The sequence below is a fragment of the Aeromonas sp. 602200 genome (genome assembly GCF_049173895.1).
Classification (GTDB): domain Bacteria; phylum Pseudomonadota; class Gammaproteobacteria; order Enterobacterales; family Aeromonadaceae; genus Aeromonas; species Aeromonas veronii_A.
In genome coordinates this window covers 488616-503978 of record NZ_JAAKSL010000001.1, presented here as the reverse complement: position 1 = coordinate 503978, position 15363 = coordinate 488616, and the positions used below count along the sequence as shown (strand labels likewise).

Here is a 15363-nt window from a genome sequence, read left to right as displayed (position 1 = left end):
TCTGCGAAATACAAATGAACAGGGCGCCTTGCGGGCGCCCTGTTGCGTGTTCGGAATTGCCTCGGGTGAGGATCAGTCCAGCAGCTCCTGATGGAGGCGGTTGACGATATTGCCCGCCTCGCTCTCCTTGACCAGGAAGCAGAGGTTGTGGGCGCTGGCGCCGTAGCAGATCATCCGGATGTTGTGCTCGCGCAGGGCGTCAAAGACCTGACTGCCCACCCCGTTTACTTCGCTCATCCGGTTGCCGATGAGCGCCACCAGTGCCAGACCGGTTTCCACCTCCACCTTGCAAAGCTGGCCCAGCTCGGCCAGTACCTTGTCGCTCAGGATCGGTTCGCCGTTGCTCTGGCTGCCGGTGTGATCCAGCGTCAGTGACACGCTCACTTCCGAGGTAGTGATGAGATCGACCGAGATGCGGTGACGGGCCAGAATGCCGAACACTTCGGCCAGAAAGCCGTAGGCGTGGAACATGTTGAGGCTGTGCAGGGTCACCAGCACCTGCTGGCGGCGCAGGGCGACGGCGCGAAACAGCGGGCTTGAATCTGTGCTGGCGCGGATCCAGGTACCACCGGCGGCGGGGTCCTTGGCGGAGCCGACAAACACCGGAATATTCTGGCGCACCGCCGGTTGCAATGTGGCGGGGTGCAGCACCTTGGCGCCGAAGGTGGCCATCTCGGCCGCCTCGACAAAGCTGATTTCGGGGATCGGGCGGGCGCGGGTGACGAGGCGTGGATCCGTGGTGTAGATGCCGGGCACATCGGTCCAAATCTCGATACTGGCGGCATCGAGCGCTTCGGCCAAGAGGGCTGCGCTGTAGTCAGAGCCGCCGCGCCCTAGCGTGGTGGTGCGGCCATCGCCATCGGCGCCGATAAAGCCCTGGGTGATGATAAGGCTGTCACCAAGCTGCGGGCCCAGCGTCTGCTGGCAGAGGGTACGGGTGGTGGCCAGATCGACGGTGGCCTTGCCAAAGCGGCTGTCGGTGCGCATCAGCTGGCGCACATCCTGCCAGTGGGCCTTGACGCCGCGCTGGCGCAGCAGCTCGGTAAAGAGGCGGGTAGACATCAGCTCGCCGCAGGCGATGAGGCGATCAGCCAGTTCGGCATCGGTCTGCTGGCTGGCCTGCTGCGACATGGTGCGGATCTCGCCGAGTTGATCGTGGATCAGCGCCGTCACTTCGGCGGGGTGGCCAAGGTCGGCCAGAATTGCCTGCTGAATGTCGGACAGCTTGGCCAGCTGCTCGTCGCGGCCCGCTTCGTCCAGCTCACCTTGTGCCAGGGAGACCAGCAGGTTGGTGACACCGGCGCTGGCACTCAGTACCACCACCCGGGTGGCGGGATTGGCCAGCACGATATCGGCGCAGTGGTTCATGGCCGGGAAGTTGGCGACACTGGTTCCGCCAAACTTGGCGACATTGATCGGGCTCATTGCTTACTCCTGTCTTATTTTAAGATTCCGGTTCCATCGGGCAAAAAAGAGAGGAGGAGGCTGAAAATGGCAGGAATGAACGAAGCTATCCCGGCCAGAAGCACTCCACCTGCAGAGCCCATCCCGTACCGCCCCTGACAGGGCGCGGTGGGGGATGATCACTACCGATGACAACCCGGGGGATTCAGCCCCCGCAGCCGACGTTGAGGTTACCAGTCTCCTCACTCGTCTCGGCGCTGCTCCCCCTGACCCAAGTTCACCGGACGCTGGCGTCCTCTCTTGGGCTGCCTGGGCAGCGCTCCTCTTCTGGCTCCACCAGGGCGGTGGAGTGCATTTAGAAATACCCTGCGTTGGATTGCACTGTCAATCGAGTTTGTGAAAAAGTTCAAATTGTCAGCTAACTCAACGCAGGATCAATGACTTAGGCAATGGTCTTTGACAAAACCTTGGAACGGCGCTGCCAGTTGTAGAGACGCTGACGCGCCACCGGCAGATCTTCCACTTCCAGCGGATCAAAGCCCCGCTCCCGGAACCAGTGGATGGAGCGGGTGGTAAGTACGAACAGGCGGCGAATGCCAAGCCGCTTGGCCCGCTCGGCCACCTTGGCCACCAGCTGATCCCCCCGGTTGGAGTTGCGATAGTCGGGGTGGATGGCGACGCAGGCCATCTCCGCCATCGCCTCTTCCATAAAGCAGTAGAGGGCCGCGCAGCCAATGATGAGGCCATCGCGCTCGATGATGGTGAACTTGTCGATCTCCATCTCCAGCTGCTCGCGGGAGCGGCGCACCAGAATGCCTTCCTCCTCCAGCGGGCGAATAAGGTCCAGAATGCCGCCGATATCCTCGATGGTGGCGGCGCGGGCCTGCTCGGCGCTTTCCCGCACGATCTGGGTGCCGAGGCCGTCGCGGCTGAACAGCTCCTGCAACATGGCGCCATCATCCTGATAGCTCACCAGATGGGAGCGGGGCACCCCGCCACGGCAAGAGGCAATGGCTGCGCGCAGATAGCGGGCGGTGCCGGACATCTCTTCGCCCGCCTGCTCCAGCTCCACCAGCAGCTCTTCGGCCTGCTCGGGGAAGAGCTCGGAGATGGCTTCTCCGCGCCTGTCCATTACCCCCTGGGTGCTGCTAAAGCAGATGAGCTTGTCCGCCTTGAGGTCGACCGCCACCCGGCGGGCCACCTCTTCGGAGCTCAGGTTAAAGCTCTCGCCGGTGACCGAGCAGCCGATGGGGGAGATGAGCACCAGACTCTTCTGGTCAAGCTGGCGGGTGATCCCCTCCACGTCGATGCGGCGCACCCGGCCGCTGTGGCAAAAGTCGATGCCATCATCCACCCCCAGCGGCTGGGCAGTGACGAAGTTGCCGCTCACCACGCTGATCCGCGCCCCCTGCATGGGTGTGTTGGCGAGTCCCATGGAGAGCTGGGCTGTGATGTCATATTGCAGGCCACCACACACCTGTTTGATGATGGTGAAGCTCTCGTCATCGGTGACCCGGATCCGCTTGTGATACTGGGCCTCGATACCGGCGCGGGCCAGCGCTTCATCGTTTTGCGGACGTGAACCAAACACCAGCACCAGGCGTATGCCCAGTGTCTGCAGCAGGGCGATATCGCTGACGATATTGGCGAAGTTGGGGTGGCAGATGGCTTCTCCCCCCATCATCAGCACAAAGGTGGCACCCCGATGCACATTGACATAGGGGGTGGATTGCCGGAAGGCATTGACCAGACTGGGTTCGCGTTCACGCACTTGATATTTCTTCCATAAAAAAACAGCGATTGGCTCAATATATGAAAATTAATTCACAAATCAAGACTAAATATTGATTTTGGCCGTTTCTGGTCTACGCGGGGCGGCTTGGCCGTGCGGATCGGGAAAGGATGGTTCGAAGCGCAGACGGCCGCCGGGGCGAGCGGGGAGGGGCCCTCCTGTTGATCCGGCGCGATAAACTGCTATCTTCGATGCTCCTTTTCGTCAGCTGTGTGATTTCACAGGGTTTTATACAAGGACAGAATTCATGGAACAGATTATTTCACCGGCAGATGCCCTGCCGGGACGACGCGAAGCGATGGTGATTGGTCAGCAGCATGCGGTGAATGGCAACCCGACCCAGGGGCCTTGGCCCGAGAACATGGAGATCGCCTGGTTTGGCATGGGCTGTTTCTGGGGCGTGGAGCGCCTGTTCTGGCAGCAGCCGGGCGTCTACTCCACCGCGGCCGGTTATCAGGGCGGCGTGACCCAGAATCCCACCTACAAAGAGGTGTGCAGCGGGCTGACCGGTCATGCCGAAACGGTGCAGGTGGTGTTTGATCCGGCGGTGATCAGCTACGGCGACCTGCTCAGACTGTTCTGGGAGCAGCACGATCCGGCGCAGGGGATGCGTCAGGGCGGGGACATTGGCACCCAGTATCGCTCGGTGATCTTCTATGGCGACGAGAGTCAGCAGATCATTGCCCAGCAGAGCATGGCGGCCTACCAGCAGGCGATGGCGGCAAGCGGCGACAGTCGTGCCATTACCACCCGCATTCTGCCGCTGGCGCCCTTCTACTACGCCGAGGATTACCATCAGCAATATCTGGAGAAAAATCCGGATGGTTACTGCGGATTGGGTGGCATTGGAGTCTGTTTACCTCCCAGCCTGAACCGTTGAACAGGTTTGTAGTCGATTTCTTAATAAAAGTGAAAATAAATGGTCGGAGGAGGGAACTTATTGCGACCAGTCGGGACTAACTAGGTAGCGTCCAGGGATCGGATGCAAAGTCCAGACACATTTCTTGCCTTGATAACCGCCTGATGAATGAACGCACTGGCGGGTTGAAAATGATAGCAAGCAGGGCTGCCCACCAAGGCGGCCCTTTTCCTTATCTGCTTGTTTTCGCTCGGGAGGGGCGATCGGTCAGGCGATCGCGCTGTCGAACAGGTTCTTGATGAGATCGATAAATTCGATGAGGAAGGTTTTTTGTTCCGGGGTCGGGGCGCGCAGCCAGACAGCAGAGAGCACCTCTTCCAGATCGGCGACCACGGCGTCGGCCTCCTGCATGATGGCGAAACGCACCTTGGGATCGAGCTGGGGGTTTTGTTCGCAAATGGCCATCAGGTTGCTGGCAACACGGCCACTGACCAGGTCTTCGATGGTCTCTTCACCATCGCTCTGCTGTTGGGATTCAAACAATCCCAAACTCTCCACCAGATACTCGATCAGCGAGATATAGCCTTCACTTTCTACCACCATGGTTGCTGCCTCAATACAGTAACAATACGAAAATTGAGCGTATTTTAGTGGCTTGCTCTAGCTTGGCAAGCTGCAGTGCAGGCGATGGCGAGTAAAACTGACTCCGCCCCGCTCCACGCACTCCAGCCCGGTCAACGTAAAGCCATGTCGTAAAAATAGCTCATAACTGAAGGCGCTGGCCTCGGTGGTGATGAGCGTCAGACCGAGCCCTCTGGCTCCCGCGAGCGCCGTGGTGAGTAACAGATTGCCCAGTCCCTGGCGCTGATGGTCGGCGCTCACATAGAGCAGACTGAGGTGGCCATCGGAGCTCAGAGTGACAAAACCGAGGGGCACATTTGCCTGCTCTGCCACCCAGCCGTGGTGTTCACGCAGCTGGCCGACAAAGCCCGGATGCTGTGAACCGAGGGCCCACTGCTCCACCTGTTCTGCGCTGTAGTGCTCGGGGCCGCTGCGTCGCACCGCCTGCTCAAACAGGGTCACGAGGGCGGGGATATGTGTCTCGTCAAGGGGGATAATACGCAGTGCTGGCGTCATAAGGTTGGGTCGTCAGTGGGGGAGAGGGTGCGCGGCGCCTGTGGCCGTTTGGCTTTGGGCAAACCCGCGACAACCCGCTCATAGGAGTGGAGCACCCAGCCTTGCCAGAGATCATCCGGCAAGGTGCTGTTCAGGGTCACTGTGTTCCAGTGTTGTTTGTTAGATTGTAAGGACACAAAACACCATAACTTATTGATAAATATGATTAAAAGCATTGTGTCAATTATACACGAGTCTTATTGCTGAGGCTAAAATGGTTTTCCTACACATGAGCCTCGTCTGATTTAGCCAAAAAAAGTAGATTCGTTGCTGTTAGATGAATCATGTAACTAACTAGATGTTCTGGCACCTCAATTACTTCAAGGCCCTGCCCATGACCAGCAGTTTTATTTCTGATAGTAGGCACACCGCATTCTAAAATCTTGCGAACTTGCATGAGTTGATCCTGCTGAAAAGTAGGGAACAGTCCTTTTTCAACACATGACAGGATTAACTTGTTCGCGGTATCTTGATGCTTGTCATAAGCCCACCCACGTTTTTCATGGATAGCTTTCAACATGCTTTCAAATGACTTACCACAATTAAGGATCGCGTCCTTGAAGTTCTGGTGTCTGTAATGTTCATGAGCCAACATGAACTCATCCAGCGCGCCAGCATAAGCAGGATCAGCATTGAGAAGAGTAAGTGTCGGTTTAACTACCTCTGAATGAACAAACTGCGAATCAACTCTAATAATCGTTAGACTATCTGAGTCAAGTTGATAGCCGACGGAATTCTCTCTGAACCGGATGTTGATTTCTTCTATTGCGTTTTGAATGTCAAACTGAATCATGCCTCGCTCTACAGCATTTTTAACAGCTTCCATAATCAGCTCTAGAACATCAAGGAAGCATTCGGTATTAGATTCTGATTTTGAGAATGAAAGGAGAATCTGAGTCTCTCGACTTTTCTCACTGTATGAGTTTATAGCTCTGTGATCGCAATTTAATGAATCAACACCGTACTCTCTTGTCAAAATGTCATTGATGGAGTTAAAAATGCGATTCATTAAATGCCGATGTGCATTAAAAATGTCATCATAAATTTTAGAAATCTGAATTCTTAACTTGGACGGTATGTCTTCATACTGATAAACATCATTGAACTCACCGCGAAGACGCTTCTGTCGTTTTGAATAGATCTCATAAACCGCCATAGTAAGTTCCTAACTGATTAATCAACATAAGGATTTTACCACTTAGGCGCTGTATGACTACTCAAAAATGACGTGTAGATTTGCACTGTAACTTGTTCATATGCCAGCCCGGTTTGACCTCGGGGTGGATCTCGCGCAGCAGCAACGCTAGCTCGGGCTCGCACTTGAGGTTGATGGTAAGCGGCTCGGCCTGCCAATCCACCAGCGCGAACATCTTGCCCGCGATGCGGTAGACCAGGATCTCCGGGCCAAACGGTGTATCTTCGGTGGTGCCCGGCAGGGAGAGCAGAAAGTGGCGCAAACGGGTCAAATCCATGGTGGGTTCTCGCGCAAGGGGTGATCCGGGTCATGTCAGGCGCATATCTATCGGCGGGCCTGTTCTGTTAATATGCGCCAGCCGAGTATACCCCCCATCACCAAGGGAGCCTATTGGATGTTGTATCACAAGACTTTCGAACTGGGTCCCGAGCGGGATTGGGTGGTGTTTGTCCACGGCGCCGGTGGCAGCTCCTCCATCTGGTTCAAACAGCTGCGCGCCTATCGCGAGCACTTCAATGTGCTGCTGCTGGACTTGCGCGGCCACGGCCAGTCCCACCAGCTGCAACAGGTGGTCAAGGGCCACTACAGCTTTCGGGAAGTGACCGAAGATATCGTTCGGCTGCTCGATCATCTCGATATCCGCCGCGCCCACTTTGTCGGCATCTCCCTTGGTACCATCCTGATTCGCCATCTGGCCGAGCTCTGCCCGGAGCGGGTCAAGAGCATGGTACTGGGGGGCGCCATCCTGCGGCTCGATATCCGATCGCGGGTGCTGGTGCAGCTGGGCCGACTCGGCCAGCACTTCCTGCCCTATATGTGGCTCTACCGGCTGTTTGCCTTCATCATCATGCCGCGCCAGCACCATCAGGAGTCGCGCAACCTCTTTGTGCGCGAGGCCCGCAAGCTCTGCCAGAAAGAGTTCAAGCGCTGGTTCCGCCTCGCCACCGAGGTCAACCCGCTGATGCGCTATTTTCGCGAACGCTCCCTGCCCATTCCCACCCTCTATGTGATGGGGGAGGAGGATCATATGTTTCTGGCACCGGTGCGCGAACAGGTGGCCATCGATGCCAGCTCCTCGTTGGCGGTGATCCAGCGGTGCGGCCATGTCTGCAATGTGGAGCAGCCGGAACAGTTTAATCGTCGTACGCTGGCATTTATTCAATCGCTGGGGTGCGGACGGAAATAAGGATTCGTTACGCTGTGCATTCAGGTCATGCTACAGCGGCATTGCAAGCAGGCCGTGAGCAAAGCGCTGCCAACGTGCAATAGATGTCGCTGTCTTGGCGATCGTATAAGCGGCATACTTTCAAGCTACAAGGGGTGATCTGCCCCTCTGATTCTTTATAATGCCCCCCTTTAAAATCGCCGGACCCGGGTTCGGCGCGCGCTGATGGCTGGCTACGTCATCAGGCAGATCATCAGGATTGAGAAACGGTTATGCATACTCTGGAACAGCTGCGCGCGGGTGAATTGTGCGGTGCCCGCCATTTGAAGCTCTCTGAAAACCTTGCGGTTTTCCCCTCCGAGATTTTGAGCCTGAAAGAGACGCTGGAGGTGCTGGATCTCACCGGCAACCAGCTAAGCGCGCTCCCCGACGAGCTGGCCGGGTTTGGCAAACTGCGCATTATCTTCTGCTCCGAGAACCGCTTTACCGAGCTGCCCGAGGTGCTGGGACGCTGCCCGGCGCTGACCATGGTGGGCTTTAAGGATAACCAGATTGCCACCGTGTCGGCCAAGGCGCTGCCCGCCGGTTTGCGCTGGCTGATCCTGACCGATAACGCAATTGAACAGTTGCCCGATGAGTTGGGCCAGTGCGACGCCCTGCAAAAGCTGATGCTGGCGGGCAACCGCCTGCGCGAGTTGCCGGCAAGTCTTGCCAACTGCCGCAATCTGGAGCTGCTGCGCATCGCCGCCAACCGCATCGAACGCTTCCCCGAGTGGCTGCTCTCGCTGCCGCGCCTTGCATGGCTCGCCTACTCCGGCAACCCCTTTAGCGAAGGGGCGGAGGCGCGGGCCATCGATGATGCCCATGTCGAACCCCTTGCCTGGGAGACGCTGGCGCTGGGCGAGCTGCTGGGGCAGGGAGCATCCGGCGTTATCCATCGCGCCACCCTTGTGGGTAATCCTGCTGATGAAGTGACTCAGGCGAGCGACAGAGGTGATGGCAGTCAGGTGGCGGTCAAGCTGTTCAAGGGGGCGGTGACCAGCGACGGGCTGCCCCGCTGCGAGATGGCGGCATCGCTGGCGGCGGGCACTCATCCCAACCTTATCAAGGTGATAGGCAAGGTGGCGGATCACCCCTCCGGCATTCCGGCGCTGGTGATGGAGCTGATCGACCCGGCCTTTGCCAATCTGGCCGGGCCGCCGAGCCTGGACTCCTGCACCCGGGATGTCTATCCCGAGGGGCTGCATCTGAGTGTGCCGGATGCGCTGGCGATGGCCCACGGCATCGCCTCGGTGGCGTGCCATCTGCACCGCGCGGGCATCATGCACGGGGACCTCTACGGCCACAATATTCTGTTTACCCGCGGGCCTGACGCCCCGGCTCGCGCCCTGCTGGGGGATTTTGGTGCGGCTTCTTTGTATGAACGCAACAGCCATGACAGCAACAACCGCGAGCGGGCCGTAGGACTTGAGCGTTTGGAAGTGCGCGCCTTTGGCTGCCTGCTGGAGGAGCTGTTGGCCCATTGCGATACGCAAGACTCACCGCTTGATGGGTTAAATCAGCTCAAAGCGGCCTGTATCTCGGAACTCCCCGCCGATCGTCCCGATTTTGCTTATATCGAGCGTCAGCTGGCGGCCGCTCGCGCCACGCTGTCGTGACTTTTTTGGCGTTGGTAGGCGCTGTTTGACCTGCCAATGACATGCCTCTTATTCATTCATCGCCATACACCCATGACGTTTTTGCATGGGTTGGTATGCCTTGTCCGTTATAAACGCAGCCAATAGCGCCCATTGCGACAGCGAGGCGCAGGGCAAGGGGACGTCCCGCCATTCGCCCGATAACACGCAAAGGCAGCGCGGCAAAAAGGGGAGGGCAGAGGGTTGCGCGGTGCCGGTTAAGTTGTGATATTGAGGCATCTTTAAGTACAGAAGGGTAATAACGATGGAAGCTGCGTTTTGGCATCAGCGTTGGGAAGAGAACCGGATTGGCTTTCATCAGGCGGACTTCAACCACTGGTTGCAATCCTGGTGGTCAGCCCAGCAAGCGGACGAGCCGGTGCTGGTTCCCCTGTGCGGCAAGTCCCGTGACATGCTCTGGCTGAGCGCTCAGGGCCATCCGGTCGACGGGTTCGAGCTATCGAGCCTTGCCGTCAGTCAGTTCTTCAGTGAAAACCAGCTCGCCGCGACCGTGAGCGAAGTGGGCCCTTATCAGTGCCATCAGGTGGACAGCCTGCGCATTTTTCAGGGAGATTTTTTCGCCGCCCCCAGTCTGGGTCGCCGTTACCGGCTGGTCTATGACCGCGCGGCGCTGATCGCCCTGCCGACCGCGATGCGCCGCCAGTATGCGGCCCTGATCAGTGCGCTGGTCGAGACCGGTGGCCAGATCTTGCTGGTGACCCTTGAATATCAGCCGGAGCAGCAGAGTCAGCCCCCCTTCTCGGTGGGTGAGATGGAGGTGCGAGCCCTGTTCGAACGGGACTTTCGTATCGAGGTGCTGGGGCGCGCCGCCGAAGTGGATCACCCGCGGGTGCTGTCGGGTCAGCTCTCCTACTTCGATGAGGTAGCCTACCGGCTGGTTCGCCGGGGTTAACGGGCTGCTAACGGGCGGCCAAAGGGTGATCTACGCCGACAAATCGCCGGGCTGTGCGCTCTTCGCTACCTCCTTTGACGTAGATCAACGTGACTGACGGGGGGAGTGCCTAATATGAGGCTGTTTCTCAATCACTGTTGGCATTGCAAAGCGAGTATCGGGTCTTTCCCGCTTGCTGATCAGCAACTCAGTGTCTGATTTTCACGCTCATGTTCACTTTTGGCGGCTTTGGTCGCAATTGTTATGGTTTTTCCAGCCGACCTTGATGGGTCGGCTTTTTATTGCCTGCGATTTGCCGTGGGAAGGAAAAACGGGGGATGTCGAGGCCTGATCAGGCTTCGAAGGTGGCGGCATTGAGCCGAAATGCCCGTGGATCGTCGATAAACTGGCCGGTGATCCGCTCGTCATGTTCGTGCCCCTGACCATAGCTGCAGAGGATCAGCCGATCGGAGGTGCGCGAACGCAGTTGGGTGATAAAGCGCACCAGATCGGCGCGGCTCAACTTGCCCACCTCGTCGCAGACCTGCTCCCGCTGATCGAACCCCAGATCCTTGTTGCCGATGCTGACCCACAGCCGCTGGCCGCGACTGCGCAGGTTGGCATCCCGCTCGCTCAGCTGGGCTTGCAGCCCCGCCTTGCTCTCCTGCCACTGCTGCTCGGTAAATTCGAGCATGGCGAGCGGGAAGAGGTCGATAAACTCCTCCACCGCATCGAGCAGGATCTGCGGCCCCGCCACCGGCGACTGGATATAGAAGATCAGCCCCGGGTGGCGATTGAGGGGCAGGTTGCCGGCACCCACCACATACCCCAGTTGTTGGCGGGTGCGCAGCTCGTGGAAGAAAGTAGAGGACATGATGTGGTTCGCCAGAGTGAAGCAGGCGAGATCCCGCGCTCGGGTGGTGCGGGATTGGTAGTAGACCAGGAGCGCCGAGTCTTCGTGATCGCAACCCTGCTCGCGAATAAGGGTGCCCCTGTCCTGAATGGAGATGAGCGGACGACGGGTCTCGCCGCTCGGCTTGCTGCTGGTGCCATTGATATCGCTCAGGTGGCGCTCCATCAGGGCGGCCAGCTCCAGTGCTTCGGCGGCAGTCCAGTCGCCATGCACCAGCGCTTCGACATGCACCTCGCCAAACAGCTGGGCCACGAAGCCGGGCATCTCTTCCAGCTCGACGGTGCGCAGGTGACGCAGCAACTGCTCGAACGGCGGGTTGTTGGGTTGCAACAGGCTGGTGAGCTGGTTAAAGAGCTGGGAGATGGGGCGAGCCTTGGACTGGTTGTCCCAGTTGCGAATGAGCTGCTCCTTGATCTCGGCGAAGCGACCCGGATCCGGATACCCCAGGGTGCGGTTGCCGAGGATCATGTCGAGCAACAGCGGCTGCTTGTCGGCAAAGCCGCTCAGGTTGATGGTAAAGCCCCCCTGATGGGCATAGATCTGGTAACCCAGCCCCGCCAGCTCCGCAGGATAGGTGAGGGCGTTGAGGTGGTCGGCCAACAGCTCCACGGCGAGGCGCGCCATGGCGATATTGCGCGGATTTTTTACCGCATGTTCGCTGTCGATGGAGATGTAGAGATTGCCCTTGGGCACGCTGAACAGGTGCTCATGGAGGTGCCAGAGGCGAAAACCGGGGCGATCGATAAGACAGGCGGGCATGTCGGCGGCAAGCTCGGGTGTACGCGGATCGAGCCTACTGCTGATAAAGGGGTTGGGCTTGGGTAGCGCCAGCGCCGGATCCGGCTCGCTCTGCTGCCAGCGAATTTTCTCGGCCTCGGTAATGGTCGTCACGCTGTAGGGGGTCTGATACCAGCGGGCCAGCCGATCGGTCGCTACTTCCGGCGCACTGATGGTGATACGCAGGTTGTGCGGGGTGAGCTTGGCGAGGAAGCGGCGGATCAGCCCCTCGTCATATTCGCGCATCATGTAGTCGCCGTAGAGCAGATCCTCAGGCTGGTAGCTAAAGAGGTTGAGCACCAACCCCGACACCGTATCGAGGGGGCGGCCGCGCTCCTGAAAACGGAATGCCGATTCGAGCACGGTCCGTTTTTCGTCATAGCGCCAGCTCTGCAGCCCTTCGCGGCCAATCAGTTTCAGATAGCCAAACAGGGCGGCGAGGATGTCGTCCACATGTTCAAGGCCGAGCGGGGTGAGGCCGAAGTTGACGCCAAAATCCTTGAAGTTGGCGCCGCTGATGCCACCGCCCGCCGAGAGCTGGTTGACCCAGCCTTTCGCTTTAAGCAGGGAGAGCAGGCTGCCATCCCCCTCATAACCGATCAGATGGCTCAGGAAGGTGAGGGGCTTTTTGTCGTAGAACTCGTCCACATTGGGCAAGGGGAAGCTGAGCGACAGCTTGCGGGTCTCCTTGACCGGATTGATGTGGATGCGCACGCCGAGATCATCGAGCCGGTAAAGCGGCATGGTGAGCGTCGGGGTTCCCAAATTGCGATTCAAAATGGGAGCAAAGTAGCGACAGCACCACTGCAACTGGGTATCGATGGATTCCGGCGAGATCATCACCAACGCCATGCGATCCGCGCTGTAGTGGCTTTCGTAAAAACGAATAAGATCGGAGCGCAGATCCCGTCCCGGCAGATCGGCCAGGGTATCGAGGTTGCCCACCGAGAACTTGGAGAAGGGGTGCGCCGGGTTGACCGTCTCTTTATGCACCTGATAGCTGCGGCGCATGTCGTCCTGCAGTTTGAGGCGATACTCGGAGTCGACCGCGTTGCGCTCCTTGTCCACCCACTCCGGATCAAAGGTGGGGCAGATAAAGAACTGGGAGAAGCGAGCCAGCCCCGCTTCGAAGAAGCCGTTGTCGATCTCGAAGAAGAAGTTGGTGAATTCGGTGCCAGTCCAGGCGTTGTTGCTGCCGCCATGACGGCTCATAAATTGCTGGTACTCACCAGGCTTGGGGTAGGTGCAGGTGCCGAGAAACAGCATGTGCTCCAGAAAATGGGCCATTCCCTGCCGGTCGGCGGGATCGTCAAAATGGCCGGTATTGACCGCCAGAGAAGCGGCGGATTTGTCGGTGTCGGGATCACAAATCAACAAGACCCTGAGCCGGTTGGCCAGCTCCAGAAAATGGTATTGCCGATGGTCATTGGGACTGGCATATGGGCTCATTGGTGTGTGACTCACGTTGGATTTATTTGAATTTAAACATGATTATCGACCCCGCTATCCCGTCAGGCAAACCCTTTTCTGAGAGGTAGCGCAATTGTTTCCACACCCGTGGCGGGGTAAGATCCCCCGGCTATCAAAACAGGCCCGTTGGGCGAGGTTGTAATGAAGATCTATATCATGCGTCATGGCCAGGCTGGCATGAATGCGAAAACAGATGAACAGCGTCCATTGACCGAGCAGGGTATTGAAGAGTCTATCCAGATGGCCCGCTGGCTGGCGCCTCAGCTGATTGGCCCGCTGGATCGGGTGATCCACAGCAACTATCTGCGGGCACGCCAGACCTGGCAAGCCATATGCAGTGAATTGCCTGACGCAGCAGCCGTTGAAGAGAGTGGCGACATTACCCCTTACGGTGATCCCGCTTTCGTGGCCAGCTACCTTACCACTTTGGCTGAACAACATGACCAGATCCTGATGGTCAGCCATCTGCCGCTGGTGGGTTATCTGGTGCAAAGCCTCTGTCCGGCCGCAGGAGCACCCATGTTTGCCACCTCGGGGATCGCCTGTATCGAGTGGCACGATGGCAAAGGAGCCTTGCTCTGGCTCGAAGGGCCGCATACAATAGGCTAAAAGTTAATAAAAAGTTATAGATTGAATTTTTTGGGAAGAGATGGGCGAGTTTTCCGGATTTTTATAAATATTTTACGGAATTAATTCGCAGAAGCTGCTGTCATACGGATACAACTGCAAGAGGTTGCAAACGATGAGAGTGTTCAAGAAGTACCTGCCACTGATGGTGGCAAAGCATGTCAAAACCTTCTTTAAAGGTCGGATTTACATTCATGGTCGGGGGCGGTTTGATTTCCAATCCGGTTTGTTGCTGATGCCGAATCCGGCGGATATTCCCCATCGCCAGACAGTCACCGAGGTCAACGAGCTGATCTCCAGACTGCACATGGATGCCGCGTGATGCGCTTCTGAACCTGTTTCTGCACTGATATGCCCGCACTTTTGCGGGCATATTTGTTTCTGGCTACTGGCGTTCACTATGTGGCTGTTCAGGCCCACACCTTTGTTTATCTTCCATCGCCCCCTATACTGGCCCGCTGTTGTCTCTTCGGTCTGGATCCTCTCATGCCCTTTGCCTTTCTGTTTCCTTTCTCCTGCATTGCCATCTGGGCTGGCAATGGCATCGTCAGCAAACTGGCGGTTGGTGTGTTGTCCCCGGCAGCCTTGGCCTGGTCGCGCTGGGTGGTGGCTGCGCTGGTATTAAGCCCGTTTCTGGCCCGTCGAGTATGGCGTGCGCGTGCCCGCATTCGTGCCGGCCTTTGGCAGATCGCCATGCTGGCCTCGCTGGGCATGGTGCTTAATCAGACCTTTGGGTACTACGCCGCACAGACCATGGGGGCCACCGAGATGGGATTGATGATGGGGCTGACGCCACTGTTGACCGTGTTACTCAGCATCTGGCTGCTGCGTGAGCGGCCCACCTGGGGCGCCGTGCTGGGGGCGCTGCTCTCCATCTTTGGCTTGTCTATCTTGCTGGGGCAGGGGGATCCGACCCGACTGTTTACCCAGGGTATTCATATCGGCTCTGTCTACATGCTGCTCTCGGCGGGCACTTATGCCCTTTATAGCGTGCTGCTCAAGAAGTGGGATTTGGGGCTCGACAACTGGTCGCTGCTCTACGGTCAGGTGCTCTGCAGTGTGCTGATCCTGACCCCCTTCTTTCTGCTGGTGGATGGTCAGCTGCCAGAGGGGCGTGCGATCTGGCTGATCTTCTATGCGGGGATCCCCGCGTCGGCCCTCTGTCCCTGGCTCTGGATGCAGGGGATCACCCTGCTTGGTGCCAATCGTACCGCCATCTTTATGAATCTGCTGCCAGTGATGACGGCTGGCCTTGCCATCACCCTGCTGGGAGAGCGGCTGACCAGCTATCACCTGATCGGGGGCGGTCTGACTCTGCTGGGGGTTTTGCTGGCTCAGTTGCTGGTGCGTCCGGTGGTGATGGGTCGTCGCCGGGAGGTGTTGGCTCCTTGTCCCGAAGAGTAATCTTGCGTGAAAG

At 58.1% G+C, this 15363-nt stretch carries 13 protein-coding genes, 2 pseudogenes and 1 riboswitch; of the genes and pseudogenes, 7 read left to right on the top strand and 8 right to left on the bottom strand.

Annotated elements, in window-relative coordinates; translation table 11 throughout:
- Positions 1–72 precede the first annotated feature (72 nt).
- Together lysC and argA are read right to left on the bottom strand one after the other, a co-directional pair.
- Positions 73–1425, bottom strand: a complete 1353-nt coding sequence (gene lysC / locus G5221_RS02195) for a lysine-sensitive aspartokinase 3 (RefSeq protein ID WP_421262722.1) — start codon at positions 1423–1425, stop codon at positions 73–75.
- 90 nt (positions 1426–1515) lie between these two features.
- Positions 1516–1739: riboswitch (Lysine riboswitch) on the bottom strand.
- A 107-nt stretch (positions 1740–1846) separates the two neighbouring features.
- Positions 1847–3175 carry an amino-acid N-acetyltransferase gene (argA, locus tag G5221_RS02190; protein ID WP_005345063.1) on the bottom strand — a complete coding sequence of 443 codons (1329 nt, stop codon included), beginning with the start codon at positions 3173–3175 and terminating at the stop codon, positions 1847–1849.
- Between the two features lie 268 nt (positions 3176–3443).
- Between argA and msrA the strand changes: the two genes are divergently transcribed.
- A complete protein-coding gene (msrA, locus tag G5221_RS02185; RefSeq protein ID WP_005352745.1) occupies positions 3444–4076 on the top strand; it encodes a peptide-methionine (S)-S-oxide reductase MsrA in 633 nt (210 codons plus the stop codon).
- A 246-nt stretch (positions 4077–4322) separates the two neighbouring features.
- Here the strand turns inward: msrA and G5221_RS02180 are convergent, their stop codons facing one another.
- The 5 genes and pseudogenes from G5221_RS02180 to G5221_RS02160 all read right to left on the bottom strand — a co-directional run.
- Positions 4323–4658 carry a DUF3802 family protein gene (locus G5221_RS02180; RefSeq protein WP_216978620.1) on the bottom strand — a complete coding sequence of 112 codons (336 nt, stop codon included), beginning with the start codon at positions 4656–4658 and terminating at the stop codon, positions 4323–4325.
- A 57-nt stretch (positions 4659–4715) separates the two neighbouring features.
- Positions 4716–5192: a GNAT family N-acetyltransferase gene (locus G5221_RS02175; protein ID WP_337072121.1), complete on the bottom strand. Its 477-nt coding sequence runs from the start codon at positions 5190–5192 to the stop codon at positions 4716–4718.
- Positions 5189–5353 (bottom strand): annotated as a pseudogene (locus G5221_RS02170) (MmcQ/YjbR family DNA-binding protein); the annotation flags it as partial. The pseudogene G5221_RS02170 and the gene G5221_RS02175, both read right to left, overlap by 4 nt.
- Before the next feature lie 101 nt (positions 5354–5454).
- Positions 5455–6387 carry an STM4504/CBY_0614 family protein gene (locus G5221_RS02165; protein ID WP_209298357.1) on the bottom strand — a complete coding sequence of 311 codons (933 nt, stop codon included), beginning with the start codon at positions 6385–6387 and terminating at the stop codon, positions 5455–5457.
- A 91-nt stretch (positions 6388–6478) separates the two neighbouring features.
- Positions 6479–6703, bottom strand: a pseudogene (locus G5221_RS02160) (MmcQ/YjbR family DNA-binding protein); the annotation flags it as partial.
- 117 nt (positions 6704–6820) lie between these two features.
- On the opposite strand from G5221_RS02160, the gene G5221_RS02155 reads away from it, so the two are divergent.
- The 3 genes from G5221_RS02155 (at position 6821) to G5221_RS02145 (ending at position 10180) form a co-directional block, all read left to right on the top strand.
- Positions 6821–7612 carry an alpha/beta fold hydrolase gene (locus tag G5221_RS02155; RefSeq protein ID WP_216978623.1) on the top strand — a complete coding sequence of 264 codons (792 nt, stop codon included), beginning with the start codon at positions 6821–6823 and terminating at the stop codon, positions 7610–7612.
- Between the two features lie 251 nt (positions 7613–7863).
- Positions 7864–9249 (top strand): leucine-rich repeat-containing protein kinase family protein, encoded by a 1386-nt coding sequence (locus tag G5221_RS02150; protein WP_421262721.1) that lies wholly within the window; start codon positions 7864–7866, stop codon positions 9247–9249.
- A 283-nt stretch (positions 9250–9532) separates the two neighbouring features.
- Positions 9533–10180: a thiopurine S-methyltransferase gene (locus G5221_RS02145; RefSeq protein WP_064336244.1), complete on the top strand. Its 648-nt coding sequence runs from the start codon at positions 9533–9535 to the stop codon at positions 10178–10180.
- A 331-nt stretch (positions 10181–10511) separates the two neighbouring features.
- Here G5221_RS02145 and G5221_RS02140 read toward each other — a convergent pair whose 3' ends face one another.
- A complete protein-coding gene (locus G5221_RS02140) occupies positions 10512–13298 on the bottom strand; it encodes an insulinase family protein (protein WP_421262720.1) in 2787 nt (928 codons plus the stop codon).
- 162 nt (positions 13299–13460) lie between these two features.
- On the opposite strand from G5221_RS02140, the gene sixA reads away from it, so the two are divergent.
- The 3 genes from sixA (at position 13461) to G5221_RS02125 (ending at position 15350) form a co-directional block, all read left to right on the top strand.
- Positions 13461–13928 (top strand): phosphohistidine phosphatase SixA, encoded by a 468-nt coding sequence (sixA, locus tag G5221_RS02135; RefSeq protein ID WP_021230584.1) that lies wholly within the window; start codon positions 13461–13463, stop codon positions 13926–13928.
- A gap of 133 nt (positions 13929–14061) precedes the next feature.
- On the top strand, positions 14062–14268 hold the full coding sequence (locus G5221_RS02130; RefSeq protein WP_005336998.1) for a DUF1107 domain-containing protein: 207 nt from the start codon (positions 14062–14064) through the stop codon (positions 14266–14268).
- Between the two features lie 164 nt (positions 14269–14432).
- The gene (locus G5221_RS02125) at positions 14433–15350 is read left to right on the top strand and encodes a DMT family transporter (RefSeq protein WP_266133916.1); all 918 of its coding nucleotides are present in this window, start codon (positions 14433–14435) and stop codon (positions 15348–15350) included.
- Positions 15351–15363: the final 13 nt, after the last annotated feature.